Raw genomic sequence first — 26,904 nt, 5'->3', positions numbered from 1 at the left:
ATTCCCACTACTGTGCCGTCGCCACCGCAACGTTATGGCCGGATCAACCTCAAGGAAGTCTCAAGACTCGCATCCGTACGCCGTTGCTGTGCTATCTCACTCCCAGAAGACCCGGTCGACCACCGCTCGGGAGACCCGCATCGTCCGCAGCAGGTCGTTGACCATCGCATCGGTGTGGGCCGGCGGATAGCCCAGGATGCTGGCCACCGCCGCCCGTTCACGGGCGTCCCGTGGCAGTGAGTCCGAGGGCTTGCCTCGGGCCAGGGTGACGGCGTTGCGCACCTGGCTCACCGTGCGCCATCCGACGGACAGGGTCTCGGCGTCCTCGGCGGTGACCAGTTCCGCCTCGGCCGCCGCCGTCAGGGCGGCAAGGGTGCGCGGGGTCCGCAGTCCCTCGTGCTCACCGGCGTGCCGCATCTGGAGGAGCTGCACGGTCCACTCGATGTCCGCGAGACCACCCTGGCCCAGTTTCAGGTGCGCGTGGCGGTCAGCCCCCCGGGGCAACCGTTCCTCATCGACGCGGGCCTTGATCCGACGCACCTCGATGGTGTCGTCCTCGCTGAGCCCCTCCTCGGGGTAGCGCAACGGGTCGATCAGTTCGGTGAACCGTTGGCGCAGGTGCGGGTCGCCCACGACGGCGTCGGCGCGAAGGAGTGCCTGGGCCTCCCAGACCTTGGACCACTTCGCGTAGTAGGTGGCGTAGGAGTCGATGGTGCGCACGAGGGGGCCCTGCTTGCCCTCCGGCCGCAGCCCGGCGTCGACCTCCAGCGCGGGGTCGTCTCCGGGCGCCATCAGCATGTTGCGTAGCTCGTTGGCCACCGCCTGGGCGAAGGAGGAGGCCACCGTCGCGTCGGCGCCAGGGATCGGGTCGTGCACGAACAACACGTCGGCGTCGCTGCCGTAGGAGAGCTCGAATCCGCCGTACCGGCCCATGGCGATGATCGCGATCCGGGTCGGGACCTCGTCCAGCTTCCGTTCCTTGGCCACCTGCGCCATGACCACCTCCAAGGTGGCCTCCAAGGTGGCGTCGGTCAGCCGCGACAGCCCGGCACCCACATCGGCCACGTCGACCAGGCCGAGGCACTCGCCGGCGGCCAGACGCAACAGTTCGCGACGCCGTACGGCGCGGAGGGCCCGCACGGCCTTGACGGCCGAGTCCTGGCGCCGCCCGGTCGACCGCATCTCCTCGGTCAGCGCCGCACCATCCGGGGGCGACAGTTCGCCGCCGAGGATCCGCACCCCCTGGGGTTCGTGCTCGAGGAGGGCGGTGGCGTAGCGCGACGTGGACAGCAGTTGGGCGAGTCGTTGGGCCACCGCACCCTCGTCGCGCAAGGTCTTGAGGTACCACGGGGTGCGTCCCAGGGCCTCGCTGATCCGGCGGAACCCGAACAGTCCGGCGTCCGGGTCGGGTCCCTCGGCGAACCACTCCAGCATGGCCGGGAGGAGGGCGCGTTGCACCGTGGCGGTCCGGGAGACCCCGGCGGTGAGAGCCTCCAGATTACGCAGGGCGGCGCCGGCGTCGGCGTACCCGAGCGCGTGGAGCCGATCGCGCGCAGCCTCCGAGGACAGGCGGGCCTCCTCGCCGGGGATCTTCGCGACGGCGCCGAGCAGCGGGCGGTAGAAGAGCTTCTCGTGCAACCGGCGCACCTCGCGACGGTGGTAGCGCCAGGCCTTGTCGAAGGAACCGATCGGGTCCTTGAAGAAGCCCAGGGTCCGTCCCAGACGACGCAAGGACTCCTTGTCCTCGGGAACCACGTGGATCCGCCGCAACCGGTGGAGTTGGATGCGGTGCTCCAGGGTGCGCAGGAACGAGTAGGCCTCGTGGAGGGCCTCACCGTCCTCGCGACCGACGTAGCCCGTCTTCGTCAGTTGGGCCAGGGCGCTCAACGTCGTGGGAGCCCGGATCCGGTCATCGGCGCGACCGTGCACGAGTTGCAGCAGTTGCACGGCGAACTCGACGTCGCGCAGGCCGCCGGACCCCAGCTTCAGCTGGCGGTCGGCTTCGCGGGCGGGGATGTGCTCGATGACCCGGCGGCGCATCGCCTGAGCGTCCCCGACGAAGCCCTCACGCTCGGCCGCGCACCAGATCATCGGGGTGACCATCTCGACGTATTCGGCACCGAGGGCCAGGTCTCCGGCCACCGGACGGGCCTTGAGCAGCGCCTGGAACTCCCACGTCTTGGCCCAGCGTTCGTAGTAGCCCTGGTGGCTCGTCAACGTGCGGGTCAGTGGACCCGAGCTGCCCTCAGGTCGCAGGGCCGCGTCGACCGGCCAGATCGTCCCCTCCCCGGTGTGGTCGGAGCAGATCCGGATCAGGTGCCCGGCCAACTGGGTGGCGATCCGATTGGCCGACTGCTCGGCGTGCGAGTCCTCCGGGTCGACCCCGTCGGGGGTCGCGTGCACGAAGATGACGTCGACGTCCGAGACATAGTTCAACTCGTGACCGCCGCACTTGCCCATAGCGATCACGCTCAGCCGCGTCTGATGAGCCTGCTCACCGACCCGCTGCCGGGCCACCGCCAGCGCGGCCTCCAGGGTGCCGTCGGCGAGTTCGGCCAACTCGGCGGCCACGTCGTCGATGCGCATGTCGTGGGCCAGGTCCCGAGCCGCCAGGCGCAGCAGAACCCGGCGGTACTCCACCCGGAGCGCGTCGAGGCACTCCCCATCGGGCAGGGTCGCCACCGGCTCGGCGTCGGCGTGTTCGGCACCCACGCATTCCAACAACCCCGCCCGCACGGCTCGGGCCGCCGGGCGAGTCGACCCCAGCAGGGGGTCGGTCAACTCCCGCCAGTGCTCCGGGTGCCGGACCAGGTGATCGGTCAGAGCCTCGCTGGCCCCCAAGACACTGAGCAACCGCATCGCGGTGCCCTCGTCGCGATCCAGTGCGTCGATGAGTTCCTGGGGCGCCGAGGCGGCCTCGATCAGCCGCGTCAACCCGTCCAGGGCCCCGTCCGGGTCGGCGGTCTTGGCCAGCATCGTGACCAAGGAATCCGAGCACGGCCCCAACGCTGCGAGGCGCTGTGACCCCACCTCCGCCTCCAGGAACCCCAGTCGCAGCAGATTGCGCTTGCTGCAGGGCCCGGGGGCGGGAGTGGTCATCAGCGCACCGCCTCCGGGACCAGCGACCCGACGAAGGCGTCGGCGAGGGGGCGCCACGTCGTTTCGAGTTCGGCGCGGGCGTCGGCGATCTGCCGCAGCAGCGCGGACTGGTCGAGGTCTCGCGCTGTGTGGCGAGCCTCGTCCTTCTCGGCCCAGGGGGCCACCAGCCTCTCGTCGACCTCGGGGTGCCACTGGACGCCCCACACGGTGTCGGCGAAGCGAACGGCCTGCAGGTCACCGGCCGGGGTCTGGGCCAGGACGACCGCCTCGGGCGGCAGGGCGAGCACCAGGTCGTCGTTCCACTGCACCCCGCGGGCCGGCTCGACGCGCTGCGCGAGCGCACCGAGGAGTCGGTCGTCCATCGCTTCCTCCCGCCACCCGATGGGCGTCATTCCGGTCTGCTGTCCCCGCGGGCTACGCCCGACCTTGCCACCGAGAGCCAGGGCGCACAACTGGTGGCCCAGACACACCCCCAGCGTCGGAACGGCACTCCGGCCGGCTTCTCGGATGAGTTCGCGGGTGGGCTCCAACCAGGCGTGGTGGTCGTCGTCCCACGCATCCATCGGGCCACCGAGCACGACCAGACCGTCAACGGCGTCGGTGTCGTATGGGTCGCCGGGGCCAGCGAGAGCCGGGAGCGGGTCCCCGGCGTACGGGCGGCGGACGTCGAGTACGGCGCCCGCCTCGACGAGCCACTGCCCCAGAAGGCCGGGAGGGCAGTAGATGTCGTGTTCGATGACGCCGATCCGGGGGCTCATGGCTCGTCCGGTCCGATGGCGAGGAAGACGATGCCCAGGCCGATGACGGCCCAGACGAAGCCGAGGATCAGACCCGCGGTGGGCAGCGCGGAGAGCAGCGCCAGAGCCCCGCAGGCGGCGGCGGCCCGACGGACCCCGGCAGTACGCCGCGGCAGGCGCACCCACGTCGCCGCCGCTGCGCTGAGCAACACCGCCGAGAGCGCCGCCAGCACGATGCCCGAGCGACGCGCATCGGCGTCACCGGGCTCCCCCGCAACCAACACGTAGAGGCCGAGGACGAGGCCGACCAGGGCGGTGCCCGCCAAGGAACCCAGGGCGATGCGCAAACGACGGACCCGGTCATCGCCGTAGACGGCGGTCGCGGTGGTGCTACTGGTAGGCATCAGGCGGTCCTTCGTGGCACTTCAGACACGGCACTCGGATCAGGGCACTCAGATGACGGGCAGCATCATGTCGCGTTCGTAGGCCGAGACCTGACCGCGGTACTCGTCCCACTCCGCGCGCTTGTTGCGCAGGAAGAAGTCGAAGACCTGCTCGCCGAGGGTCTCGGCCAACAGTTCGGACTTCTCCGCGATCTCGATGGCGTCGTGGAGGCTCCTGGGCAACGGGTCGATGCCCAGGCTGTTGCGCTCGCGCTCGGTCAACGACCAGACGTCATCCTCCGCCTCGCGGGGCAACTCGTACTCGTTCTCGATGCCCTTCATGCCGGCGGCGAGCACCACGGCGTACGCCAGGTAGGGGTTGCAGGCGGCGTCGATGGTGCGCAGCTCGACCCGGGTGGAAGCGCCCTTGTTCGGCTTGTACATCGGGACCCGGACCATCGCGGACCGGTTGTTGTGACCCCAGCAGATGTAGGACGGGGCTTCGCCGCCGAACATCATCCGCTTGTAGGAGTTGACCCACTGGTTGGTCACGACACTCAGCTCGGGGGCATGGTGCAGAACGCCCGCGATGAACTGACGCCCGGTCGCCGAGAGGCTGTATTCGGCCCCGGCCTCGTAGAAGGCGTTCTGGTCGCCCTCGAAGAGGCTGACGTGGGTGTGCATGCCCGAGCCCGGGTGGGTGGTGAAGGGCTTGGGCATGAAGGTGGCCCAGATGCCCTGGTTGAGCGCGACCTCACGGATCACGGTGCGGAAGGTCATGATGTTGTCGGCCGTGCTGAGGGCGTCGGCGTACCGCAGGTCGATCTCCTGCTGACCCGGGCCGGCCTCGTGGTGGCTGAACTCCACCGAGATCCCCATCGCCTCGAGCATCGAGATGGCCTCGCGACGGAAGTCGGAGCCCATGGATTGTGCGGTGTGGTCGAAGTAGCCGCTGCGGTCGACCGGGACCGGCTCGTCCCCCGCCGACGGGGTGTTCTTGAACAGGTAGAACTCGATCTCGGGGTGGGTGTAGAAGGTGAAGCCCCGGTCGGCCGCCGCGCTGAGCGTGCGCTTGAGGACGTTGCGCGGGTCGGCGTAGGACGAGGAGCCGTCGGGCATCACGATGTCGCAGAACATCCGCGCCGTCGCCGGTCCCTGGTCGCGCCACGGGAGGATCTGGAAGGTCGACGGGTCCGGCTTGGCCAACATGTCGGCCTCGTAGACGCGAGCGAAACCCTCGATGGCCGAGCCGTCGAAGCCGATGCCCTCATCGAAGGCGCCCTCGAGTTCGGCCGGCGCGATGGCCACCGACTTGAGCGACCCGAGCACGTCGGTGAACCACAACCGCACGAACCGCACGTCGCGCTCCTCGAGCGCCCGGAGAACGAAGTCTTCCTGCTTACCCATGAGGTCACCCTAGGGGTACCCCACCGGACGAATCAGGTGCGGGGAACCGTCTCGTCGAGTTCGCGCAGCCACGGGGCCGGTGAGGCGTCCGAGGGCATCCGCCAGTCACCGCGTGGCGACATGGTTCCACCCGCGCTGACCTTGGGTCCGTTCGGCAGCGCGGAGCGCTTGAACTGGCTGGTGAAGAATCGCTGGATGAAGACTTCCAGCCAGCGCCGCACGGTGGGTAGGTCGTAGGCGACCCGACGGGCGTCGGGGAAGTTGGGCGGCCACTCCCCCGCAGCCGGGTCCCGCCATGCGTGCCAGGCCAGGAAGGCGATCTTCGCGGGGCGGCTCCCCCGGCGTACGACGTGGTAGAGCGTGAAGTCCTGCAGGTTGTAGGGGCCAACGGTGTCCTCGGTCGCCTGCGGGGTCTCTCCCTCGAGGGTCGGGATGAGCTCGGGGGTGATCTCCTGCTCCACGATCTCGTCGAGCAGCGCGTTGGTCGTTGCGCCGAACTGACCGCTGTCGGCGACCCAGCGGATGAGGTGCTGGATGAGGGTCTTGGGGACTCCGGCGTTCACGTTGTAGTGGGACATCTGGTCCCCGACGCCGTAGGTGCACCACCCCAGGGCGAGTTCGCTCAGGTCCCCGGTGCCCACGACGATTCCGCCGCGTTGGTTGGCCAACCGGAAGAGGTAGTCGTAGCGAAGTCCTGCCTGGACGTTCTCGAAGGTGACGTCGTATGTCGCTGCGTTGCGGTCGGACTCGGGCGTGGTGGCGTAGGCGTGCCCGATGTCGCCCAGCATCTGCTCGGCGGCCTCGGTGATGTCGAGGGTCTCGAAGGTGACCCCGAGGCTCTCGGCCAACCGGGTCGCGAGCGACTGGGTGTTCTCCCCGGTCGCGAAACCCGGCATCGTGAAGGCGAGCACGTCGGTGGCCGGTCGCCCGAGGCGCTCCATGGCCTTGGCCGCCACGATCAGGGCGTGGGTGGAGTCGAGCCCACCGCTGACCCCGATGACGCACTTCGGAGTCCAGGCGTCGCCACCGATCGCGCGAAGGCGTTGCTCGAGTCCGGAGACCTGGATGTTGTAGGCCTCGTAGCAGTCCAGGGCCAGCCGCTTCGGGTCGTCGGGCACGAACGGGAACCGGTCGACCTTGCGGCGCAGACCGATGTCGCCCGCGGGTGGGTCGAGGGTGAAGTCGATCGTGCGGAACTCTCGGCCGCCCGCTCCTCGCCGGTTGTCGTCGAACGTTCCCTGCCGCAGCCGCTCCTGCCGCAACCGGTCGAGGTCGACGTCCACGACGGTGCGACGGGGCCCGGACGGGAAGCGCTCGCTCTCCCCGAGGAGGTCCCCACACTCGTAGACCATCGTCTGTCCGTCCCAGGACAGGTCGGTGGTCGACTCGCCCTCGCCTGCGGCGGCGTAGAGGTAGGCGGCGTTGCAGCGGGAGCTGGCGCTGCGGACCAGCAGTCGTCGGTCCTCGGCGCGGGCGATGGTGATCGGGCTGCCGGACAGGTTGGCCAGCACCGTCGCCCCGGCCAGGGCCGCTTCCGCACTGGGCGGGATGGGCACCCACATGTCCTCGCAGATCTCGACGTGCAGGTTCAGTCCCCGCACGTCGGTGGAGCTGAAGATCAGGTCCGGCCCGAGCGGCGCCGTTCCCAACTCGCCGAGGTCGATCGTGCCGCGCAGATCGTCGCCCGGACCGAACCAGCGTCGCTCGTAGAACTCGCGATAGGTCGGGAGGTAGGACTTCGGCGCCACTCCGAGCACCCGCCCACGGTGGATCACGACCGCCGCGTTCAGCACCCGGTTGCCGTGCTCGAGGGGAGCGCCCACGACCAGCACCGGGAGGAGGTCGCCAGTGGCCGCGACCAGATCCGCGAGGGCGCGGCGTACGCCGGTCAGCAGCGTGTCCTGGAGGAACAGGTCGTCGAGGGCGTAGCCGGTCACCGACAGCTCGGGGAACACCGCGACCGCGACGCCGTCGTCGTGGCAGGCCCGGGCCTGTTCGAGGATGCGTTCGACGTTGGTCGCGGGGTCGGCGATCGCCACCGGCAGGGTGCAGGCCGCGACCCGGGCGAAACCCTGGGCGTAGGCGGAGTAGAAGTCCACGCGTGCAGTGTCTCAGAGCCGACCCCCTAGGGTCACCCGCATGAAGGCCTGGCAGCGAGTGGCTCTCGCGATGTTCACCGTCGGATGGGGAGCCAACCAGTTCACCCCCATCCTCATCGCCTACCGCGACGAGTTGGGCATGTCGACCCAGACCCGCGCCTTCCTCTTCGGGGTGTACGCCGCCGGCCTGATCCCGGCGTTGTTGCTCGGTGGGGCGGCCTCGGACCGATGGGGGCGGCGCGCGATCGTCGTACCCCTCGTGGCGCTGTCGCCGGTCGCCTCGGTGGTCCTGATCGTCGGCAGCGAGTCGACCCTCGGTCTGGCGATCGGACGGTTGCTCGCCGGGATCTGCTCGGGCGTGGTCTTCAGCGCCGCCAGCGCCTGGGTCGCCGAGATGTCCGCGGACGATGCCCCCGGCACCGGGGCCCGGCGTGCTGCGATCGCCCTGTCCGCAGGGTTCGGCGTCGGACCCCTGGTGGCCGGGGTGATGGCGCAGTTCAGCGACCACCCCCTGACGATCCCCTACATCCCGCACATCGTGATCGGGGTGATCTCGCTGGTCCTGATCCTGCCCGCCCCCGGACCGGCCCCGGAGACCGTCACCCGCCGCGGCCTGATCCACATCCCGACCGTCACACGCAGCAAGGGGTTCCTCCTGCTCGTGGCGCCGGTCGCACCCTGGGTGTTCGGCAGTGCTGCCATCTCGTTCGCGTTCCTTCCCGGGGAGATCGGCGGATCGCAGAGCGGTGCCCTGGCGTTCGCCGGAATCCTCACCGGACTGACCCTGGGCTTCGGGGTCTTCGTCCAGCCCTACGCCCGCCGCCTCGACGACCGGCGGCCGCTGCTGGCCGGTGAGGTGGGCCTCGTCGCCGCAGCCCTGGGAACGGTGCTGGGCATCGTGGCGCTGAGCACCGACATCCGGTGGATCCTGCTGGTGGGAGGGCCGTTGTTCGGGATCGCCTACGGCACCTGCCTGGTCTCCGGGCTGCGGGAGACCGAGCGACTCTCCGACCCGGCAGAGCGCGGTGCGACGGTCGCGGTGTTCTACGCGATCACCTACCTGGGCTTCGCCGCGCCGTACCTGTTGGGCTCGATCGCGGCCGTCGGGCCCGGCGACCGGTTCGCCCTCGGGGTGGCGGGGGTCACAGCGATGGCCTGCCTCGCGGTGGTCACGACGACCCGGAAACGGTCTAGCGTGGCTCCATGAGCGAAGAGACCGCCCCCTACGGCACCGGACCCGCTGCAATGAAAGCCACCACGCCGATCAAACGGGTCCGCACTCAGCACCTGCGCGAGATGAAGGAACGCGGCGAGCGGTTCTCGATGCTCACCGCCTACGAGCAGTACGCCGCAGCCACCTTCGACGAGGCCGGCATCGAGGTGCTCCTCGTCGGGGACAGCGCCTCGAACAACGTCTACGGCAACGAGACGTCGCTCCCGGTCACGGTCGACGAGCTCCTCCCGCTGACCCGGGCTGTGAGCCGCTCGGTGCAACGCGCGCTCGTGGTCGGCGACCTGCCGTTCGGCTCCTACCAGGCCTCACCGGAACAGGCGTATCTCACCGCTGTCCGCTTCATGAAGGAGGGCGGCGCGCACTGTGTGAAGCTCGAGGGCGGCGTCGAGATGGTGCCGCAGATCGAGAAACTCACCGCCGGCGGCATCCCGGTGATGGCGCACATCGGTTTCACTCCCCAGTCCGAACACACCCTGGGCGGCTACCGCGTGCAGGGTCGCGGCGAGACTGCCTCACGGGTGCTGACAGACGCCAAGGCCGTCGAGGCCGCCGGCGCCTTCGCCGTGGTCATGGAGATGGTGCCCGGCGACACCGCCGCACAGGTCACCGCCGAGGTGTCCATCCCCACCATCGGGATCGGTGCCGGCAACCAGTGCGACGGCCAGGTCCTCGTCTGGCAGGACGCCTTCGGTCTGCGGACCGGACGGATGGCCAAGTTCGTCAAGCAGTATGCCGACCTGCACGGCGTACTGCTCCAGGCGGCCAAGGACTTCGACCAGGACGTGAAGGCCGGGACCTTCCCCGGCCCCGACCACACCTTCTAGTCCCCCGCCGAGTCGGCGCGTCTTGTTGAAGTAGCGCCGGGTCGAGCCGTTTTCAGCGTCAAGTTGCGCCGACTCACCGGTGGATCAGGCTGGTTGGTTCGGGATCTTGCCGCCGATGCCCGGATCCCAGCTGGGTTGCCAGTCGAAGGCGAAGGCGCCGCCGATGATCACGCCGGCCCACACCACGGTGGCCAGGATCGGGATGGCGATCAGTCGTCGCGGATGGGTGTTCCACACCCGCACGCATTCGAGCATGAGGAACAGCCAGAAGCCGAGCATCAGCAGCAGGACGTACCAGGGCACGATCACCGCGGCGTACACGTAGAGGAAGAGGGTCGCGGCCATCAGACCCATGCCGACGAACGGGACCGGCGAGATCGCTCCTGCTCGCCCGATCTTGCGTCGGCGAGCCATCAGGGCCTAGGTCTCATCCGGAGCGGCCTGGTCGGTGGCACCGTCGTTCCACTGCGGGTCCTTGTCCCAGTTCTCCGTGCGTTCCGCGGCGATCTCGAGGGCCCGCGACGCCTCGGCCTCGGTGTCGTAGGGACCCAGACGGTCCTTGTTGGGGCACCCGTCCTCGCCCTCGACCCGGGAATGCGTGAGGCAGTACCAATACTCAGCCATACCCCGAAACTACACGCGTTCACGAGGAGGCCGCAGGCCCGTCGGCGAACCCTGCGGTGGAACTGACCCGGGTGGCAGGTCCTGCGTGGATGGGTCGTGTCGTTAAGGTCGGGCCATGAGTGCGATGTTCGAGGGATACGAGTCCGACGGACCTGCCTACGACGAGATGTTCGACGGCGAGGAACTTCGCTCGCCGTACCTCCGTCTGCGCAGTTCGCTCCAGGAGATGACCAAACCGGATCTGGTGAGTCGGGTGGAGGCGCTGCAGTCGAGCTACCTCGACCAGGGCATCACCTTCGACATCGGTGGTGAGGAGCGGGCGTTCCCGCTGGACATCCTGCCGCGGGTCATCGAGATGGACACCTGGTCCACGATGGAGCGCGGCGTCCAGCAGCGGGTCAAGGTGCTCGAGATGTTCCTGGAGGACGTCTACGGTGCCGGCGAGGTCTTCGACGACGGCGTCATCCCCCGTCGGGTCATCACCACCTCCTCGCACTACCACCGCGAGGCGGCGAACGTCCGTCCCGCCAACGGGGTGCGCGTCCACGTCTCCGGGATCGACCTGATCCGCGACAACGAGGGCGAGTTCCGGGTCCTCGAGGACAACGTCCGGGTGCCGTCAGGGGTGTCCTATGTGATGACCAACCGCCGGGCCATCTCGGCGGCGCTGCCCGAGACGATCGCCCAGCACCGAATCCGTCCGGTCGCCGGATACCCCCAGCGTCTGCTGGCCGCCCTGCGCGCCGCAGCCCCCGCCGGAGTCACCGACCCGAACGTGGTCGTGCTGACCCCGGGTGTCTACAACGGCGCCTACTTCGAACACGCCCTGCTGGCCCGCACCATGGGCGTCGAGCTCGTCGAGGGCCGCGACCTCGAGTGCCGTCGCGGCCGCGTGATGATGCGTACGACGCAGGGCCTGGCTCCCGTGCACGTGATCTATCGCCGCATCGACGACGAGTTCATCGATCCCGTTCACTTCCGGGCCGACTCGATGCTCGGCTGCCCTGGGCTGATCGACGCCGCGCGGGCCGGCAACGTCACGCTCGCCAACGCGGTGGGCAACGGGGTGGCGGACGACAAGCTCGTCTACACCTACATGCCCGACATCATCCGCTACTACCTCAACGAGGAGCCGATCCTCAAGAACGTCGACACCTGGCGGGTGGGCGACGCCGATGCCCGCGAGGAGGTCCTCGACCGTCTCGACGAGCTCGTCCTCAAACCGGTCGATGGCTCGGGCGGCAAGGGCATCGTGATCGGTCCCCGCGCCAGCAAGCCCGAGTTGGACGAGTTGCGCGGCAAGATCCTGGAGGATCCGCGCTCCTGGATCGCCCAGCCCGTGGTCCAACTGTCCACGGTCCCGACGTTCGTCGACGGTGAACTCGGACCCCGTCACGTGGACCTTCGTCCCTTCGCCGTCAACGACGGCAACCGGGTGTGGGTGCTGCCCGGTGGGTTGACCCGCGTCGCGCTGGCCAAGGGCGAGCTGATCGTGAACTCCTCGCGTGGCGGCGGCTCCAAGGACACCTGGGTGCTGGCCGGACCGTCCGTCGTACCCGAGCCCGAGCCTGATCCGGTCGCCGACGAGGACGTCCCGGAGTTGGAGCACGAGCCCGAGCCGATCCCGACGGGATCGACCCCGGAGCAGGGCCCGGTGCTGAGCGAGATGACCAACCAGGACGAACAACAGCAACAGCAGCAGCAGCAGCAACAACAACAACAGGGCCAGAGTCAGGGCCAGAGTCAGGGCCACACGTCCACCGCCGGAGAGGAGGCGTCATGCTGAGCCGGATCGCCGAATCGATGTTCTGGATCGGTCGCTACGTCGAGCGAGCCGAGGACACCGCGCGCATCCTCGACGTCGAGACCCAACTGCTGATCGAGGACCGCAGCCTCGATGAGGAGTCCGAGTGCCGCGAACTGCTGTCCATCATGGGCGTCGAGGACATCCCCGAGGGACCGATGGGTCTCTCCCGAATGCTCGACATCCTCGCCTACGACCAGCAGTCGACCGTGTCGATGGCCTCCTCGATCTACGCCGCCCGCGAGAGTGCCCGTCGGGCCCGCGAGACGCTGTCGGTGCCGTTGTGGGAGGTCATCAACACCACCTACCTGGCCATCCCGTCGCGCCGCTTCGAACAGATGCGGCCGCCGAACGTCTTCCAGTGGGTCCGCGAGCGCGCCGCTCTGATCAACGGCACCGCCGAGGCCACGATGACCCGAGACGAGGGGTGGCAGTTCCTGATGCTGGGCCGCAGCGTCGAGCGGGCTGACATGACCTCGCGGATGGTCGCCAGCGCCGCCGTCAGCGGCGGCAGTGGCGACACCTGGGCCAGCACCCTGCGTGCCTGCGGCGCCTACGAAGCCTTCCTGCGCACCTACAAGGGTGTCGAGACCGAGCGGGCCGCCGCGGAGTTCCTGCTGCTCGACCGGTTGTTCCCGCGCTCGGTGGTCTTCGCCCTCAACCGGGCCGAGGAGTGCCTCGACAACCTGAACTCCGCTGGGCGACGCTCCGGCTTCCAGGATGAGGCCCACCGACTGCTGGGCCGCACCCGCGCCGAGTTGGAGTACCGCAACCTCGCCGAGGTGCTCACCGACCTACCCAACGAGATGGAACGGCTCCAACGCACCTGCGCCTCGGCCACCGAGGCGGTGACCCGGCGCTACTTCTCCGGGTCCGAGTCGCTGAGCTGGCAAGGAGTGATCTGATGAGTGTCCAGTTGAGGGTCAGCCACACGACCACCTTCCAGTACGCCGGGAAGTCGGTGGCGTCGTACAACCAGGCGCGCCTGACGCCGGTCACCACGCCGGAGCAGATCGTGGTCCACAGCCGCCTGGAGGTCACCCCCAAGCCGTGGACCTTCGAGTACCGCGACTACTTCGGCTCCCAGGTGACGGCCTTCGAGGTCGTCGACCCCCACGAGTCGATGACCGTGCACGCGACCTCGACGGTCCAGACCAACCGGACCCCGGCCGCCGAACCGTCCGCCACGTGGGAGCAGCTCACCCATCCCGACGTCGCGGACCGTTGGACCGAGTACCTCACCCTGCCCGAACCAGTGAATCCCCCCGCCGACTTCGCCCAACGGGCCAAGCAGATCGTGGCGGACTACGAGTTGCCCGGCGAGGCGGCTCGTGACCTGTGCGCCATGGTCCACGACGAGGTCGAGTTCGTGCCCGGAACGACCCTGGTGACCACCCCGGCCGCTCGCGCCTGGGCGCAACGCGCGGGGGTCTGCCAGGACATGGTGCACCTGGTCATCGGCGGCCTGCGATCGGTCGGCATCCCTGCCCGCTACGTCTCTGGCTACTTCCACCCCGAAAGCGACCCGGCGGTCGGCGAGACCGTCGCCGGTGAGCTCCACGCATGGGTGGAGTGGTGGGACAACGGGTGGCACTCATGGGACGTCGCGACCAACCGGGAGCCCAACGACCACTACATCACCCTGGCGACGGGTCGCGACTACCGCGACGTGAAGCCGCTCTCGGGGATCTACTCCGGCTCGGACACCGCCGAGATGTCGGTCGAGGTCGAGATCACCCGCCTGGCCTGACCCGCGCCGCAGCCCGCAGACCCCCGGCACGAAACGGGCTGAACCGTCCGTGCATGTCCCGAGTGTCCACTCGCTGTCCCGCCGGAGTAGAGATACTTTCGGCCGTGCGCGATCTTGGTGATTTCGCGGCCGTGAACCGGTGGGCCTGTTCGCGACAAAGGTGAGTGTGCATCCACATCTCGAAGAAGTAGGCGCTGTGACGACCGACAGTGACGTGTTGCGGCGCTCGCGAACGGATCCGGCGGCCTTCACGGAGATCTTCGAACGCCACTTCGTCACGATCCATCGATACCTCGCCCGTCGAACGGGGAGCGGCGGGGCCGACGACCTGGCTGCTGAGGTCTTCACGATCGCTTTTTCCAAGCGCGGGTCCTTCGACCTGGAACGCCCCGACGCGCTGCCCTGGTTGTACGGCATCGCCGGCAACCTCCTCAACGCGTCGCGCCGACGGCACTCGCGGGACATCGCTTTGCTGACCAAGCAGCCCCGCCCTGAAGCCACCGAGCCATTTGAGCGCGGCGTGGACGCGTCAGTGGACGCCGCCCGACAAGTTCGTCGGCTCGATCCGATGCTGAGATCGTTGAGCCCCGATGACCTGTCCACCTTGGTTCTCTACGCCTGGGAGGAACTGACCTACGCCGAGATCGCCGAGGCTCTCGGTGTGCCGGTCGGGACGGTCCGGTCGCGACTGAACCGGGTCAGACGCCGGCTCCGTGAACCCACCTCCGACCTGGTGACAAGTACCGGTCAGAACCAGACCGATTCGCAGGAGGGAGTTCGAGATGCAGGACTTCGATGAGTTTCGCAGTGGCCGACCGTTGCCGCAGCCACCCAGCGATGAGGTCATCACGCGAGCCAAGGAGAAGATGATGAACGCCATCGAACTAGAAACCCGGACGACCCAGACCCCCAGGAATGAACCAGCGATCACGCGGGACCAGCGCCACCGCTTCCGTGCGAGGTGGGTCAAGGTAGCCGCCACGGTTGCTGCTGCAGCCGCCGTCACCGCGGTCGCCGTCACTTCCGGTCAGCCCGACCAACCAGATCAGAACCCCGCCGTAATCCAAGCGGACGGCCCCGCCGTTGTCTTTCGCCTCGCGGCTGAGCACATCGAGTCTTCCGGGCCCGCGACTGGTTCCGGGACGATCCGCTACCAGCAGTTCCGCAACCTCACCGACCCCGGTACGCCGACCTACGACGTCTACATCCGCCCCAACGGCACCGCCATGGTTGGAGAGCCGGGAGCCCAGTTGGAGGCTTCGGATGGATATTTGACGGCCGCCCAACTGGCGAGCCTTCCCGCTGAACCGACAGCGCTGAAGGCCCGGATGTTGGTGCTCTCGCGCGGCCTGGGGTCCCCAGGCGAGCGACCCGAAAGAGCCTTGTACCGCCTGGCCACAGACCTGCTGCCGGACGCCGGAGTCAGCAACGAAGTGAAGGCTTCGATCTACCGGATCCTCGCCGACTTCGACCTCGAGGCGATTCGGGCACAAGACCTCGGCCTCGGCGCTGACCCGACAGGCAGGACGGGTGAGGTCGTGGAGTTCACCTTCGAAGAGGGCACCACGGACCGTTTGGTGCTGGACCGTCGTACTGGTGCACTGCTCAGCACCGAATCGATCCTGCCCGACGGAAGCTTCGCCGGTGGTCAGGTCTACCTGAACACCGACATGGTGTCGGGCATCCCAGGGACGGGGGCCTGATCTCGGCGGCCCGGGACCGACCGGTTCCGGGCCACGGGATCTGACTCTGGAACTCCAAGGACCAGTGGTCACCCTCGATCTCGATCTCCTGCTCGAACAACGGCAGCGACTCACTTGCCGAACCGTCGTCGATCGCGGCCTGAGTGGACGGGCAGGGCCCGGCCTGTCACGCTTCACCTGCGGACGGGCTGGCCGGGCGACCGCGTGGATCGGTTCGTCCTCGTGACGGAGCGGTTCCCGAGGAAGGTCCGGGCTCCTCAGAGCACGACGGTGGGTAACTCCCACCCGGGGCAACCCGCGGGACAGTGCCACAGAAATCAGACCGCCACGGACACTCCGGTGTACGGGGTAAGGGTGAAACGGTGGGGTAAGAGCCCACCAGTACTCCAGGCAACCGGAGTAGCTAGGTAAACCCCGTCGGGAGCAAGGTCAAACAGCGCATGTTCGAGGGCTGCTCGCCCGAGTGCGCGGGTAGACCGCTGGAGGTCATCGGAGACGGTGACCGTAGATGGATGGTCGCCCCTGCCTGGTCAAACAGGCAGGACAGAACCCGGCCTACAGGCCAGCCCGTTCCGCACACACGGCCAGACCTGCGCGGTGTCATTGGTGATACCGCTTTGATCATGGCGATGACGTTGCGATTCTCCAACAGTCGGTGTTCGGCGACGATGCCTACCCGAAGCGCTGCACACCTGGCGCATCCGCGTCTCGCGCGGAGGCGCGAGGCACGATGGGGCCATGAGCAACCACAACGACGTCTCCACCAACTTCAACATCGTGCTGCCCGCCGACCAGGCGGCCGGCCACTTCGCCGACTTCGTCAGCGTCTGGCACAACCAGGAGACGTTCGTGCTCGACTTCGTCTCGGTCACCGGGCCGCCCAAGCACAGCGACACTCCAGCCGGTGAGCACGTGCACGACGTCGACTGTCAGATCGTCAGTCGCGTGCGGGTTCCTCCTGCCCAGATCTGGGAGATGATGAAGGCACTGGAGTCCCAGTTGGGCCAATGGGAGAAGGAGAATCCCCAGCGCCAACCCCCAGGATCCTGACGCCGCGCGACCAGTCCTGCGCTTTACCGAAGAAAAGCGAGAACTCGGGTCTAGTCTTCGCGGGTGAACAGGCTGATTTCCCTCGTGCTCACCGCTCTGGTCAGCGGACTCCTCGTCGGCGTCACCGCGCCGGGAGCGGTCGCTGTCCCCGACCGCGACTGCGGTGACTTCGACACCCAGGCCGCCGCCCAACGGTTCTACCTCGACCAGGGCGGACCGAAGAGCGACCCGCACCGCCTGGACGCCGACGGTGACGGCGTCGCGTGCGAGAGCAATCCGTGCCCCTGCAGCACCGACCAGGGCGGTGGCAGCCAGGACGGGGGCGGCCAAGACGGTGCCGGCCAGTCCGGCCCGAAGGGCGGCAAGAAGAACCCGGTCATCAACCAGCGCGGCCGAATCACCAGGGTCATCGACGGTGACACCGTCGACGTGCGTCTCAACCGCAACAAGGCGATCGTGCGTGTCCGCCTGATCGGCATCGACTCCCCCGAGCGCGCCCAAGGTTGTCGGTATCGCGCCGCGACCCGGGCGGCCGAGCGTCTCCTACCGGTCCACAAGTCGGTGGTCCTGCGATCCGATCCCAGTCAGGACCGAGTCGACCGCTACGGGCGTGTCCTGCGGTACGTGCTGAAGGGCAAGACCGACGTCAACCGCGCCATGGTCCGCAAGGGTCAGGCCCGGGTGTACGTCTACGACAACACCCCGTTCCGCCGCGTCGCGTCGTACCGCAAGATGCAGAAGCAGGCCCAACGCAACGACCGCGGCGTGTGGGGTCCCTGCTCCCGCTGATCCGCTACCCGTCCGGCTCGAACTCCACCCCGCCCACCGGCCACCCTGTTCGCATCCACAGCCTGCCGGACACGGTGGTCTAGTCACAAATGACTAGGCGCGTCGACTGCCCGGTCAGAGTCGCGCTGACGTGCGCTTCATTCGGCCTCTTCGACTTCCCCGAACTAGACCAGCGACGTACCTTGAGCCGACTTGTTAAGAAACCCACGATCGGGGAAACAATGGGTAACAGACTCCACTCACAGCGTCGGACCTGGCGATTGTCGGCCGGGCTGCTCCTGGCACCGATGGCCATCACGGCCGCGGCCACTGCCTCGACGGCTGGTTCGAGCACGGCTCTGTCCCAGGACTCTCGTTCCGCCGTAGTCGCCTCGACGTCCGCCTCCTTCTTGGACAACCGGTGGGGCGATGACTCCACCAACGAAAGCGTGAAGGCGTCCAGCGCCACCGGATCCTGGCGAGCCAAGGACGACCTGGGATCGCTCTACACCTCGGAGAAGCGGTACGGCATCCACCAGGCGTGGAGCACCAAGGACGCCGCAAAGGCCTACCTGACGGGCCGCGGAGTCGACGTCGCCCTCATCGACACCGGGGTCTCCCCTGTCGCCGGACTGAACAATCCCACCCAAGTGGTCAACGGACCAGACATCTCCTTCGAGAGCCAGAACGCCAGCACCCGGAACCTCGACGGGTACGGACACGGGACCCATATGGCAGGGATCATCGCCGGACGGGACTCCGAGGTCGTCTCCGGCAAGGAGGACGACGCCGGTCTGTTCGTGGGTGTCGCACCGGACGCTCGGATCGTCAACGTCAAGGTAGCGACCGCAGACGGCGGGGCTGACGTCAGCCAGATCATCGCGGCCATCGACTGGGTGGTGCAGCACCGCAACGACGCAGGGATGAACATCCGCGTCATCAACCTGTCCTACGGCACGAACTCGACCCAGGCCTACACCGTGGACCCGCTGGCCTACGCCGTGGAGAACGCCTGGCGCAAGGGCATCGTGGTGGTCGCAGCCGCCGGCAACGACGGCGCCGACCAGCAACTCACCATGCCCGCCGCCAACCCCTATGTGCTTGCCGTCGGAGCGGTCGACCACGTTGGCACCACCTCGACCAGCGACGACGTCACCGCGAGCTTCACGAACTCCGGAACGCCCGTACGTCGGCCCGACCTGATCGCCCCCGGCAAGTCAGTGGTGTCTTTGCGCACGCCTGGTTCCTACTCCGACCGGGTCCACCCCGAAGGTCGGGTCAGCGGCGACCCAGCGCAGCGGTTCTTCCGCGGGAGCGGCACCTCGCAGGCCACCGCGATGGTCAGCGGCGCCGCGGCGCTGCTTCTCCAACAACGTCCGGAGCTGACGCCCGACCAGGTCAAGTACCTGCTCCGATCGACTGCGAACCCGATCGTCGGCGGCGACCCCGCTCAGGGGGCTGGCGTCCTCGACGTCGCCGGAGCCATGAAGGCTTACACCCCCTCCGCGATTCTCGCCGCCCAGAACTGGATTCCTGCCACCGGCACCGGCACCCTCGAGGGTGCACGCGGCGGCAGCCACGTCACGGACCCCTCGACCGGCGCGATTCTCACCGGTGAGGTCGACGCCATGGGGAACCCCTGGGACGCACGGTCGTGGCGAGAGGCCACCACTGCAGGCACATCCTGGTCCGGAGGGACCTGGAACGGCCGGACCTGGACGGGTTCGGACTGGTCCGGGAGCTCCTGGACGGCTCGGTCCTGGCGTGATGCCACCTGGTCCGGCGACTCGTGGGCCGGTGGTGACTGGCTGGCTCGTAGCTGGCGCGGAGACCTCTGGACCTCCAACGGCTGGTCGAGTCTGGACATCGCCTCCCGCAGCTGGTCCGACAGTGCGTGGGGTGCCCGCTCCTGGCGGGGCGCCACCAGCGGGCCGTGACCCGGTGGGCCACCGGCCGCCGCTGACATGACGGCCGCCGTCAAACCGGGGAACACCGAGACCCGTCCGCTGTTCCCCCATCACCTTCGCATCCCGCTGCTTGCTGCGTTCATGGCGGTTCTGGCCGCACTGATCGCAGCACCCGGTCTGATAAAGGACCCCGGAGCGTCGGTTCCGAGCCTCGAGTGGCTCGTCCTGCTACCCCTCTTCGCGCTTGCTGAGATCGTGGTCATCCACCTGCCCACCCAGCGCAACGCGCACGGTCACACTCTCCGGGAGATCCCGGCGGTGCTGGGTCTAGCGTTCCTCGCTCCGCAGCAGTACCTCACGGCGTACGTCGTGGGCGCGGTCCTTGCGTTGATCTTCGCCGCGCGCATGCGGGGGGTGAAGCTGGCCTTCAACGCGTCCATGTTCGCCCTCGAAGCCTCCTTGGGAGCGCTCACCTACCACGCGATCCTGCAGGGCAACGATCCTCTGTCGATGACCGGCTGGGTGGCCGTCCTGGTCGCCGTGCTCGTCACCGATCTCATCTCCGCCGGCGCCGTGACCACCGCGATCAGCCTCACCGAGGGGGTTTTCGACGGGGAAGTGCTGCACGAGGCTCTCGTGTCGGGTTCGGTCGCAGCGTTCATCAACACCTGCGTCGCCCTGCTCATCACGACCCTGGTGATGGTCCAGCCCTCGGCCCTGCCTCTCCTCGCTGTGATCGTCATACTTCTGGTCGTCGCTCACCGCGCTTACATTTCGCTGGCCCGGGGGCACGCGCGAACCCATCTGCTCTACCGCTTCGTCGACCGCACCTCCTCGGCGCACTCGCTGGAAGAGGTCATCGAGGTCGTGGTCAAGGAGGCGGCCGAGCTGATGCACGCCGAGCGTGCCTACCTGGTGGAAGTGGTCGATGAGGCTCACGTGCGCTACCACTCGTTCGGTGACGACTCCCCGCAAGCGGAGCCGGTGGCGCGCGACCCGGATGCCTGGTGGTGGGGTGCTCTCGACGCCGGCGTCGTCCAGCACGAGGTCACCCGCTCCGACGACGCCGAGTCCGGTGAGGCCGTCGACGGTGGGGTCGGTCCAGCGCTGCTGTCCTCGCCCCGGGACGGACTCGCCGCCCCGCTGCGGGGAGCGGGTTCGGTCCGCTACGTGCTCGTGGTCGCCGACCGATCCTTCGAGAAGGAGACGTTCGACGACGAAGACAGGCAGGTCTTCGAGGCGCTCGCCGCCCACGCCGGGGTCTCGGTGGGGCGCGCACGTGGAGTCAGCGACCTCAAGTCTCTGGCCAAGGAGCTGGAAGCCGCCCGCGACGCAGCCCTGGCCGCTTCGCGTGCCAAGTCGATGTTCCTGGCCAACATGAGCCACGAGATCCGTACGCCGCTGACCACCGTGCTCGCCGCCGCCGAGCTCCTACAAGACACGTCCCTGGATCAGGGCCAAGCCAACCTGATCGACCGGATGCATCGGTCCGGCGAGCAGTTGTTGGCGCTGGTCGAGAACGTGCTGGACTTCTCGCGGATCGAGGCCGGTCACTCGCCCCTGCACTCATCCGAATTCGACCTGCCCATACTGCTGGCCGACATCGTCGACGCGCACCTGCCGGGCGCTCGAGAACGTGGAATCACCCTGGCCTGGTCCGTGGATCCGCGCGTTCCGCGGTGCGTCGTCGGCGACCGGACCCGAGTCATCCAGGTGCTCAACAATCTCCTGACCAACGCACTGAAGTTCACCTCCATCGGACGGGTCGACCTCGACGTCACCATCGGCCTCGATCCCGACCGCAGCGTTCAGTTCTCGGTCTCCGACACCGGCATCGGGATCGACCAGAATCACCAGCAGTCGATCTTCGAAGTCTTCAGCCAGGCCGACGGCTCCATCACCCGCCACTACGCCGGCACCGGCTTGGGCCTGGCCATCTGCAAGCAGCTGACCGAGCTGATGGGTGGGACGATCACGGTCGCCGGGCAGTTGGGGGTGGGTAGCACCTTCACGGTTCGGTTGCCGCTTCCCACGGCCGAGACGGTCCGCGCTACGCAGGGCTGACCCCCGGTCACTCCAGCCGGAACTCCACCCGGCGCGCTTGGACATCGGCCACCGTCAGTCGCACGCGTACGTCGGTCCCGACCGGCAGGTCCCGATCAGAGACGACCGGCCCCTCGATGCCGGGCTCGTCCACCATGCACTCGCCGCGCCGGGGGTCGTCGTGGTCGACGCTGAGCACCACCGCCTCGAACTCCTCCCCGACCCGCGAGGCCAGGACCCCGGCCTCGACGAGATCGAGGATCGCCCGTTCATAGGCCCCGGCACGTTGACCCGAGCGCTGCATCGTCTTGGGCAGTTCCGGCATAGCCTCGAGCACCCACTGCGGGACGGGCTCGCCCGCGCACAACGCGACGCAGATCTCCCCGGCGTACCGGTCCACCAGGCGACGCAGCGGCGCGGTGACGTGGGCGTACTCCGACGCGAGTGCCGCGTGCAGCGGCTGCGCGGGAAGCTCACCGTTGAAGCCGGCGTACCCGCTCCCCCGCAGCAGCCGCGTGCTGGCCACCGTCATCGCGGCGTGCTTGGGGTTCTCCGGGTCGAGACCTCGAATGAACTCGGGATACGGCACCTCCTCCGGCCAGAGGATCCCCAGAGCCTTGGCCGTCCGGTGCAGGCGCTGTACGTCGCGGGGATCCGGCGGCGGCAACGTGCGGAGCAGACCGACCCGGGCCCCGACCATCAACGAGGCGGCCGCGAACCCGGTGAGCAGGGAGATCTGCGCGTTCCACTGCTCAACGGGGAGTTGGCTGCGGAACTCCAAGGACCAGTGGTCGCCCTCGATGTCGATCTCCTGCTCGGGCAACGGCAGGGAGACCGCCCCCCGCTCGACCTCACGCACCATCCGCAGCTTCCCGACCTCCCGAAGCAACATCAGCGACTCGCTCGCCGAACCGTCGTCGATCGCGGCCTGAGCGTCCTCGTAGGACAACTTGGCCCGGGACTTCACCAGCGCCCGCTCGACGTGGACGTCGGTGCCTTCGCCGGAGGCGTCCACGCGGAGGGTCCACAAGAGCGCGGGCCGCACCTGGCCGGCGAGCAGCGAGCCTGCGTCCTCGGAGATCGCCGGAGGATGCAGCGACACCTTCGAGTCGGCGCCGTAGTACGTCTCGCCCCGCTGGTTGGCTTCGACATCGATCCGATCACCCGGCGCGACGAAGGCCGCGACGTCGGCGATCGCATAGTGCACGACGAACCCGCCCTCGCGCTCACCGTCCCGCTCGATGTGGAGCGCCTGATCGAGGTCCATCGCGCTCGGCGGATCGATGGTGACGAACTCCAGCTCGGTGCGGTCCAACTCCGGCAGCCGAGGCGAAGCAGCAGCCCGCTCGGCCGCGGCGGTCACCTCGGGCGGGAAACCCTGGGGAAGTTCCTGCTCGACCTGGATCCGTTCGATCCCTGCCCGCAGTACGGCGGCGAGTGAGGCCGACGCCTCATCTTCGCCACGATGGACCCGGACCACGCGAGTACTCGACATGCCCGCACATTAACGTTCATCCAGTGCTCATCCTGCTCCCGCCCAGTGAGGGCAAGGCGACCCCGAAGCGCGGGGCCTCGCTCGACCCCTCGACGCTCTCGTTCGACCACCTGACCCCAGCGCGGGCCACACTCCGAGAGGCGCTCCTCCGGTTGTGTGCCGGAGATCCCGACGTACCCCTGGACCTGGAGGCACTGGTCGACCGCGCCGTCACCGTGCTCGGCCTCTCCGCCGGTCAGCGAGATCTGATTACCCTCAATCGTGATCTGGCCAGCGCCCCGACGGCTCGGGCGGACCGCGTCTACACCGGGGTGCTGTACGACGCGCTCGGCTTCGACTCGTTGTCCACCTCCGCGAAGCGTCGCGCCAACAGCCGGGTCGCCGTCGTCAGCAGCCTCTTCGGCCTCGTCCGACCCGCAGACCGGATCCCCGCCTACCGGTTGGCGGGGGACGTCACCCTCCCCGGTGTCGGTTCGGTGGCCGGCCACTGGCGCGAACACCTCGAGCCCGCTGTGCTCGACGCGCTCGGCAAGGGCCTTCTCGTCGATCTGCGCAGCTCCACGTACGCCGCCTTCTGGCGGCCCGGCCCCGAGCTCGCGCCGCGAGTCGCCACCGTCCGGGTCCTGCACGAGACCGACGGAAAGCGGTCGGTGGTCAGCCACTTCAACAAAGCCACCAAGGGCCGCATCGTCCGCGCCCTGCTCGAGGACGGACGGGACGCGAAGCGCCCCGCTCAGTTGGCCGCGCTGCTGGGCGACCTGGGCTGGACCGTCGAGGTCGAGGACCCCACCGGCAGCGCCGCCAACAAGGGCACCCGCCTCGACGTCATCGTCAGCGAGGTCTGAGCCGACTCAGCGGAGGCGGTGGTCGCGCCCGAGCCCGTCCTCACCAGACGGACGGGCTGTGCCACCCGTCGCGGCCGGGAGCCATCGCGTTGAACAGGCGCAGGGACCCCTTGGGTTCCTGCTCCCCGAAGTAGGACATCACGGTGACCGACGCCGGGGTGAGTTCCATCTGGAAAACCGACTCCAGTGGCACCCCCAACGCGCGCGTCACCAGGGTCTTGATGGGTGTGACGTGGCTGACGACCACCAGGGTCCGCCCCGCGTGCGTCTCGAGCAGACGCCCCAGTCCGGCCGAGACACGGGCCTCGACCTCGCGGAAGGACTCACCACCACCGGCCTTGGCGTCCAAGGAGCCCAGCCAGGCGTCCAAGTCCGGGCCGTGGTCCCGGGCGACGTCGGCGAAGGACTTCTCATCCCAGGCGCCGAACTCCATCTCGGCGAAGTCCGGCTCGAAGTGCAGGTCCTTGCCCCACCGCTCGGCGAGGATCTCGGCCGACTCGTGGGTGCGGCGTACCGGCGAAGCGACCACGGCGTCAATCCGTTCGGCCATCGGCCCCAACCACTCCCCCGTGGCCCGGATCTGTTCGCGACCCTCGTCGCTGAGACCGGGGTTCGATCCGCCCAGACCTCCACTGAACCGCTTCCCGGCGGTCAGATGGGTCACTCCGTGGCGCACGAGGATCAGGGTGGTCGAGACGTCCCCGGGCCCGGACCAACCACGGGCCTGCTGCTGGATCGAGGGAGTCGTGGTGACCGGGGGTCTGGGCGTGGACTCAGCGTCCTCGGACGTCCCCTGTCCGGTCACGGTCACCCCGTCGCGGGTGCCGTCCAGAGCTTCGTTGGCCAACTGGTCGGCGGCGCTGTTGTCGGCCCGCGGGATCCACGTGTAGGTCATATCGAAGCCCGCGGCCGCGATCACCTCAGAGGCTTCCCGTGCCAGTCGCTGCATCTCGGGGTGCTTGATCTTCCAGACGCCGCGCATCTGCTCCACGACCAGTTTGGAGTCCATCCGCACCTCGACCGCAGCAGCGTTCGGCGCGACCCGTTCGACCAGCTTCAGCCCGGCCACCAGACCGCGGTACTCCGCCACGTTGTTGGTCGCCCGGCCGATGACCGTGCCCTCCTGGGCCAGGACCGACCCGTTCTCGGCGTCCATGAGCACGACGCCGTACGACGCCGGGCCGGGGTTCCCACGCGAAGCGCCGTCGGCCTCGATGACGATGCGCGCGGGATCGGGCTGACTCACAACCCGCTCTCGTCGGTGCGGACCAGGATCCGCGAACACTCCTCGCACCGTACGACGAGCTCCTTGGGCGCCGAGGCGATCCGGGCCAGTTCAGCGGTGTCGACGGTCAGGCGGCACCCGCCGCACTGGCGGGCGCGCAGCTCAGCCGCACCCACGCCGCCCTTCGATTCGCGCAGACGCTCGTACAGGGCGAGCAGGTCGGCCGGGATCGTCTCCGCCACCGGGGCACGGTCGGTGACCGATGCCTCCAGGTAGCGGGCGAGGTCCGAGGACTTCTCCTCCCGGACCGCCGCGAGGTCGCTCAGACGGGTGTCGCAGGCCGCGACCTTCTCCTTGAACTCGTCCAGGGTGGCGGTGGCCGTCTCGACCTGCTCCATCACCTCGAGCTCCTCGTCCTCGAGGACCCCCACGCGTCGCTTGAGCGAGTCCAACTCGTGCGACATGCGCTCGAGGTCCTTGGGGTTGGCGATCAGGCCCTGGCCCATGCGGTCCTGGTCGCGCGCCAGGCGAGCCTTCACCTGTTCCACATCGGCGTCGGCCTTGGCCTGGGCCACCGTGAGGTCGTCCACCACGATCTGGGCGTCCCTCATCGCATCGACCAACTCAGCGCGACTCGCCTCCAGCGCGGCGATCTCCGCCACCTCGGGCATCGACTTCAACTGGTGGCGGAACTGGTCGGCGCGGGCGTCGATGGATTGGAGGTCGAGCAGGGCACGTTGGGCGAGCGGGTCGGCGTTCACAGTCGCATTGTCCAAGGGTCGGTGTTGATCGTGCTCACGCGGGTCTCCACATTGGTCCCCTGGGCGCCGAGCGCCTCGGTCAGCCGAGCCTCCACGACCGGTAGCCAGGTCCATTCGGCCGCCCAGTGGGCAACGTCGATCAGGGCCGGACCGTCCTGCTCCCGGAACTCCGAGGCGGGGTGATGGCGCAGGTCGCTGGTCAGATACACGTCCAAATCCGACCCCGCGACCCGATCCAGGAGGAAGTCCCCCGATCCACCGCACACCGCCACCCGGCGTACCTCCCGCTCCGGGTCCCCCGCCACCCGGACCCCGTGGGCGGTCTCCGGGAGTGCCTGCGCCACCGCCTGGGCGAACTGTTCGAGGGTGACCGGTTCGATGGTGCCGACCCGTCCCGTGCCGGTGGTCTGGGACTCGACGTCGGCGATCTCCAGCAGGTCGTAGGCCGGCTCCTCGTAGGGGTGCTGGGCCAGCATCGCCGCGAGCACCTTCGAACGGCGCGACCGATCGAGAATGACCTCGATCCGCACCTCATCAACCACCTCGGGTGTCCCCACCGTGCCGATCATCGGGTTGGCACCCTCCAACGGTCGGAAGCGACCCTGTCCCTGACTGGTGAACGAGGCTTGGTCGTAGTTGCCCCACTGACCGGCCCCGGCTTCGGCGAGAGCGGCGCGCACGACGGCCGCGGCATCGGCCGGCACGAAGACCGTGAGCTTGTCCCGCGCCTGCTCCATGACCGGCAGGAGCGGCGCCAGATCGGTCATCCCCAGCGCCCGGGCCAGCGACTCCGAGACGCCACCGACGGCGACGTCGGCGTTGGTGTGTGCGGTCAGCAGAGCGCAACCGGCCGCGTTGAGGGTCGCCAGCGTGCGCCCCTTCGGGGTGACCGGTGCGATGCCGTGCACCGGCTTGAGCAGCAGCGGGTGATGGACCACGAGCAGGTCGGCGTCCCATTCAGCGGCCTCGGCGGCCACAGCGGGACTGGGATCCACGGCGAACAGGATCTTGCGCACGGGGGCCTGCGGGTCACCGGCCACCAGGCCCACGGCGTCCCAATCCTCGGCCGTGCGAGTCGGGTACCAGTCGTGCAGGAGGCCTTGGACCTCGTCGAGTGTGATCACGTGGGACACGTTAGTAGGGTCC

The 26,904-nt window shown here is 68.6% G+C and carries 23 protein-coding genes and 1 other RNA gene; 13 read left to right on the top strand and 11 right to left on the bottom strand.

Annotation, left to right across the window (positions count from 1 at the left end; genetic code table 11):
• Positions 1-96 precede the first annotated feature (96 nt).
• From ACYVLV_RS10845 to ACYVLV_RS10825, 5 genes are read right to left on the bottom strand one after another with little or no spacing between them, the layout of a single operon-like run.
• Positions 97-3,099 carry a bifunctional [glutamine synthetase] adenylyltransferase/[glutamine synthetase]-adenylyl-L-tyrosine phosphorylase gene (locus ACYVLV_RS10845; RefSeq protein ID WP_460809862.1) on the bottom strand — a complete coding sequence of 1,001 codons (3,003 nt, stop codon included), beginning with the start codon at positions 3,097-3,099 and terminating at the stop codon, positions 97-99.
• Positions 3,099-3,857: a type 1 glutamine amidotransferase gene (locus ACYVLV_RS10840; RefSeq protein ID WP_460809861.1), complete on the bottom strand. Its 759-nt coding sequence runs from the start codon at positions 3,855-3,857 to the stop codon at positions 3,099-3,101. Before ACYVLV_RS10840 ends, ACYVLV_RS10845 begins: the two co-directional genes overlap by 1 nt.
• Positions 3,854-4,240 carry a hypothetical protein gene (locus ACYVLV_RS10835; protein ID WP_460809859.1) on the bottom strand — a complete coding sequence of 129 codons (387 nt, stop codon included), beginning with the start codon at positions 4,238-4,240 and terminating at the stop codon, positions 3,854-3,856. The genes ACYVLV_RS10840 and ACYVLV_RS10835 overlap by 4 nt, the downstream gene beginning before the upstream one ends.
• A gap of 48 nt (positions 4,241-4,288) precedes the next feature.
• Positions 4,289-5,626, bottom strand: coding sequence for a type I glutamate--ammonia ligase (glnA, locus tag ACYVLV_RS10830; protein ID WP_460809858.1), 1,338 nt, complete (start codon positions 5,624-5,626; stop codon positions 4,289-4,291).
• A gap of 32 nt (positions 5,627-5,658) precedes the next feature.
• A complete protein-coding gene (locus ACYVLV_RS10825) occupies positions 5,659-7,725 on the bottom strand; it encodes an NAD(+) synthase (RefSeq protein ID WP_460809856.1) in 2,067 nt (688 codons plus the stop codon).
• A 40-nt stretch (positions 7,726-7,765) separates the two neighbouring features.
• On the opposite strand from ACYVLV_RS10825, the gene ACYVLV_RS10820 reads away from it, so the two are divergent.
• Positions 7,766-8,932, top strand: a complete 1,167-nt coding sequence (locus ACYVLV_RS10820) for an MFS transporter (RefSeq protein WP_460809854.1) — start codon at positions 7,766-7,768, stop codon at positions 8,930-8,932.
• Positions 8,929-9,783 (top strand): 3-methyl-2-oxobutanoate hydroxymethyltransferase, encoded by an 855-nt coding sequence (gene panB / locus ACYVLV_RS10815; protein ID WP_460809852.1) that lies wholly within the window; start codon positions 8,929-8,931, stop codon positions 9,781-9,783. The genes ACYVLV_RS10820 and panB overlap by 4 nt, the downstream gene beginning before the upstream one ends.
• An 84-nt stretch (positions 9,784-9,867) precedes the next feature.
• On the opposite strand, the gene ACYVLV_RS10810 is transcribed toward panB, so the two are convergent.
• Together ACYVLV_RS10810 and ACYVLV_RS10805 are read right to left on the bottom strand one after the other, a co-directional pair.
• Positions 9,868-10,197, bottom strand: a complete 330-nt coding sequence (locus ACYVLV_RS10810) for a hypothetical protein (protein ID WP_460809850.1) — start codon at positions 10,195-10,197, stop codon at positions 9,868-9,870.
• Between the two features lie 6 nt (positions 10,198-10,203).
• Positions 10,204-10,407, bottom strand: a complete 204-nt coding sequence (locus ACYVLV_RS10805) for a hypothetical protein (protein ID WP_460809849.1) — start codon at positions 10,405-10,407, stop codon at positions 10,204-10,206.
• 115 nt (positions 10,408-10,522) lie between these two features.
• Between ACYVLV_RS10805 and ACYVLV_RS10800 the strand changes: the two genes are divergently transcribed.
• The 10 genes from ACYVLV_RS10800 (at position 10,523) to ACYVLV_RS10755 (ending at position 21,453) form a co-directional block, all read left to right on the top strand.
• Positions 10,523-12,193, top strand: coding sequence for a circularly permuted type 2 ATP-grasp protein (locus ACYVLV_RS10800; RefSeq protein WP_460809848.1), 1,671 nt, complete (start codon positions 10,523-10,525; stop codon positions 12,191-12,193).
• Entirely contained in the window at positions 12,187-13,116 is a 930-nt protein-coding gene (locus ACYVLV_RS10795) for an alpha-E domain-containing protein (RefSeq protein WP_460809847.1), read from the top strand. The genes ACYVLV_RS10800 and ACYVLV_RS10795 overlap by 7 nt, the downstream gene beginning before the upstream one ends.
• Positions 13,116-13,961, top strand: a complete 846-nt coding sequence (locus ACYVLV_RS10790) for a transglutaminase family protein (RefSeq protein WP_460809846.1) — start codon at positions 13,116-13,118, stop codon at positions 13,959-13,961. Before ACYVLV_RS10795 ends, ACYVLV_RS10790 begins: the two co-directional genes overlap by 1 nt.
• A 196-nt stretch (positions 13,962-14,157) precedes the next feature.
• A complete protein-coding gene (locus ACYVLV_RS10785) occupies positions 14,158-14,760 on the top strand; it encodes an RNA polymerase sigma factor (protein ID WP_460809845.1) in 603 nt (200 codons plus the stop codon).
• A complete protein-coding gene (locus tag ACYVLV_RS10780) occupies positions 14,744-15,664 on the top strand; it encodes a hypothetical protein (RefSeq protein ID WP_460809844.1) in 921 nt (306 codons plus the stop codon). The genes ACYVLV_RS10785 and ACYVLV_RS10780 overlap by 17 nt, the downstream gene beginning before the upstream one ends.
• Before the next feature lie 184 nt (positions 15,665-15,848).
• An RNA gene (gene rnpB, locus ACYVLV_RS10775) (RNase P RNA component class A) lies at positions 15,849-16,238 on the top strand.
• A 164-nt stretch (positions 16,239-16,402) separates the two neighbouring features.
• A complete protein-coding gene (locus ACYVLV_RS10770; protein WP_460809843.1) occupies positions 16,403-16,714 on the top strand; it encodes a DUF3467 domain-containing protein in 312 nt (103 codons plus the stop codon).
• 63 nt (positions 16,715-16,777) lie between these two features.
• Positions 16,778-17,503 carry a thermonuclease family protein gene (locus ACYVLV_RS10765; RefSeq protein ID WP_460809842.1) on the top strand — a complete coding sequence of 242 codons (726 nt, stop codon included), beginning with the start codon at positions 16,778-16,780 and terminating at the stop codon, positions 17,501-17,503.
• A gap of 221 nt (positions 17,504-17,724) precedes the next feature.
• On the top strand, positions 17,725-19,419 hold the full coding sequence (locus ACYVLV_RS10760; RefSeq protein WP_460809841.1) for a S8 family serine peptidase: 1,695 nt from the start codon (positions 17,725-17,727) through the stop codon (positions 19,417-19,419).
• Between the two features lie 27 nt (positions 19,420-19,446).
• Positions 19,447-21,453: an ATP-binding protein gene (locus ACYVLV_RS10755; RefSeq protein WP_460809839.1), complete on the top strand. Its 2,007-nt coding sequence runs from the start codon at positions 19,447-19,449 to the stop codon at positions 21,451-21,453.
• A 7-nt stretch (positions 21,454-21,460) separates the two neighbouring features.
• Here the strand turns inward: ACYVLV_RS10755 and ACYVLV_RS10750 are convergent, their stop codons facing one another.
• Positions 21,461-22,927 carry an RNB domain-containing ribonuclease gene (locus ACYVLV_RS10750; protein WP_460809838.1) on the bottom strand — a complete coding sequence of 489 codons (1,467 nt, stop codon included), beginning with the start codon at positions 22,925-22,927 and terminating at the stop codon, positions 21,461-21,463.
• A gap of 23 nt (positions 22,928-22,950) precedes the next feature.
• On the opposite strand from ACYVLV_RS10750, the gene yaaA reads away from it, so the two are divergent.
• The gene (gene yaaA, locus ACYVLV_RS10745; RefSeq protein ID WP_460809836.1) at positions 22,951-23,772 is read left to right on the top strand and encodes a peroxide stress protein YaaA; all 822 of its coding nucleotides are present in this window, start codon (positions 22,951-22,953) and stop codon (positions 23,770-23,772) included.
• 40 nt (positions 23,773-23,812) lie between these two features.
• Here yaaA and ACYVLV_RS10740 read toward each other — a convergent pair whose 3' ends face one another.
• The 3 genes from ACYVLV_RS10740 to ACYVLV_RS10730 are packed head-to-tail and all read right to left on the bottom strand — an operon-like array spanning position 23,813 to position 26,882.
• On the bottom strand, positions 23,813-25,018 hold the full coding sequence (locus ACYVLV_RS10740) for a bifunctional RNase H/acid phosphatase (protein WP_460809834.1): 1,206 nt from the start codon (positions 25,016-25,018) through the stop codon (positions 23,813-23,815).
• Positions 25,015-25,758 carry a zinc ribbon domain-containing protein gene (locus ACYVLV_RS10735; protein ID WP_460809833.1) on the bottom strand — a complete coding sequence of 248 codons (744 nt, stop codon included), beginning with the start codon at positions 25,756-25,758 and terminating at the stop codon, positions 25,015-25,017. The genes ACYVLV_RS10740 and ACYVLV_RS10735 overlap by 4 nt, the downstream gene beginning before the upstream one ends.
• Complete coding sequence (locus ACYVLV_RS10730) at positions 25,755-26,882, bottom strand: Nif3-like dinuclear metal center hexameric protein (protein WP_460809831.1); 1,128 nt, start codon at positions 26,880-26,882, stop codon at positions 25,755-25,757. Before ACYVLV_RS10730 ends, ACYVLV_RS10735 begins: the two co-directional genes overlap by 4 nt.
• Positions 26,883-26,904 lie beyond the last annotated feature (22 nt).

The organism is Nocardioides salsibiostraticola (assembly GCF_054783655.1).
The sequence above is the reverse complement of the archived record's forward strand: the minus strand, read 5'-3'. Positions and strand labels throughout refer to the sequence as shown.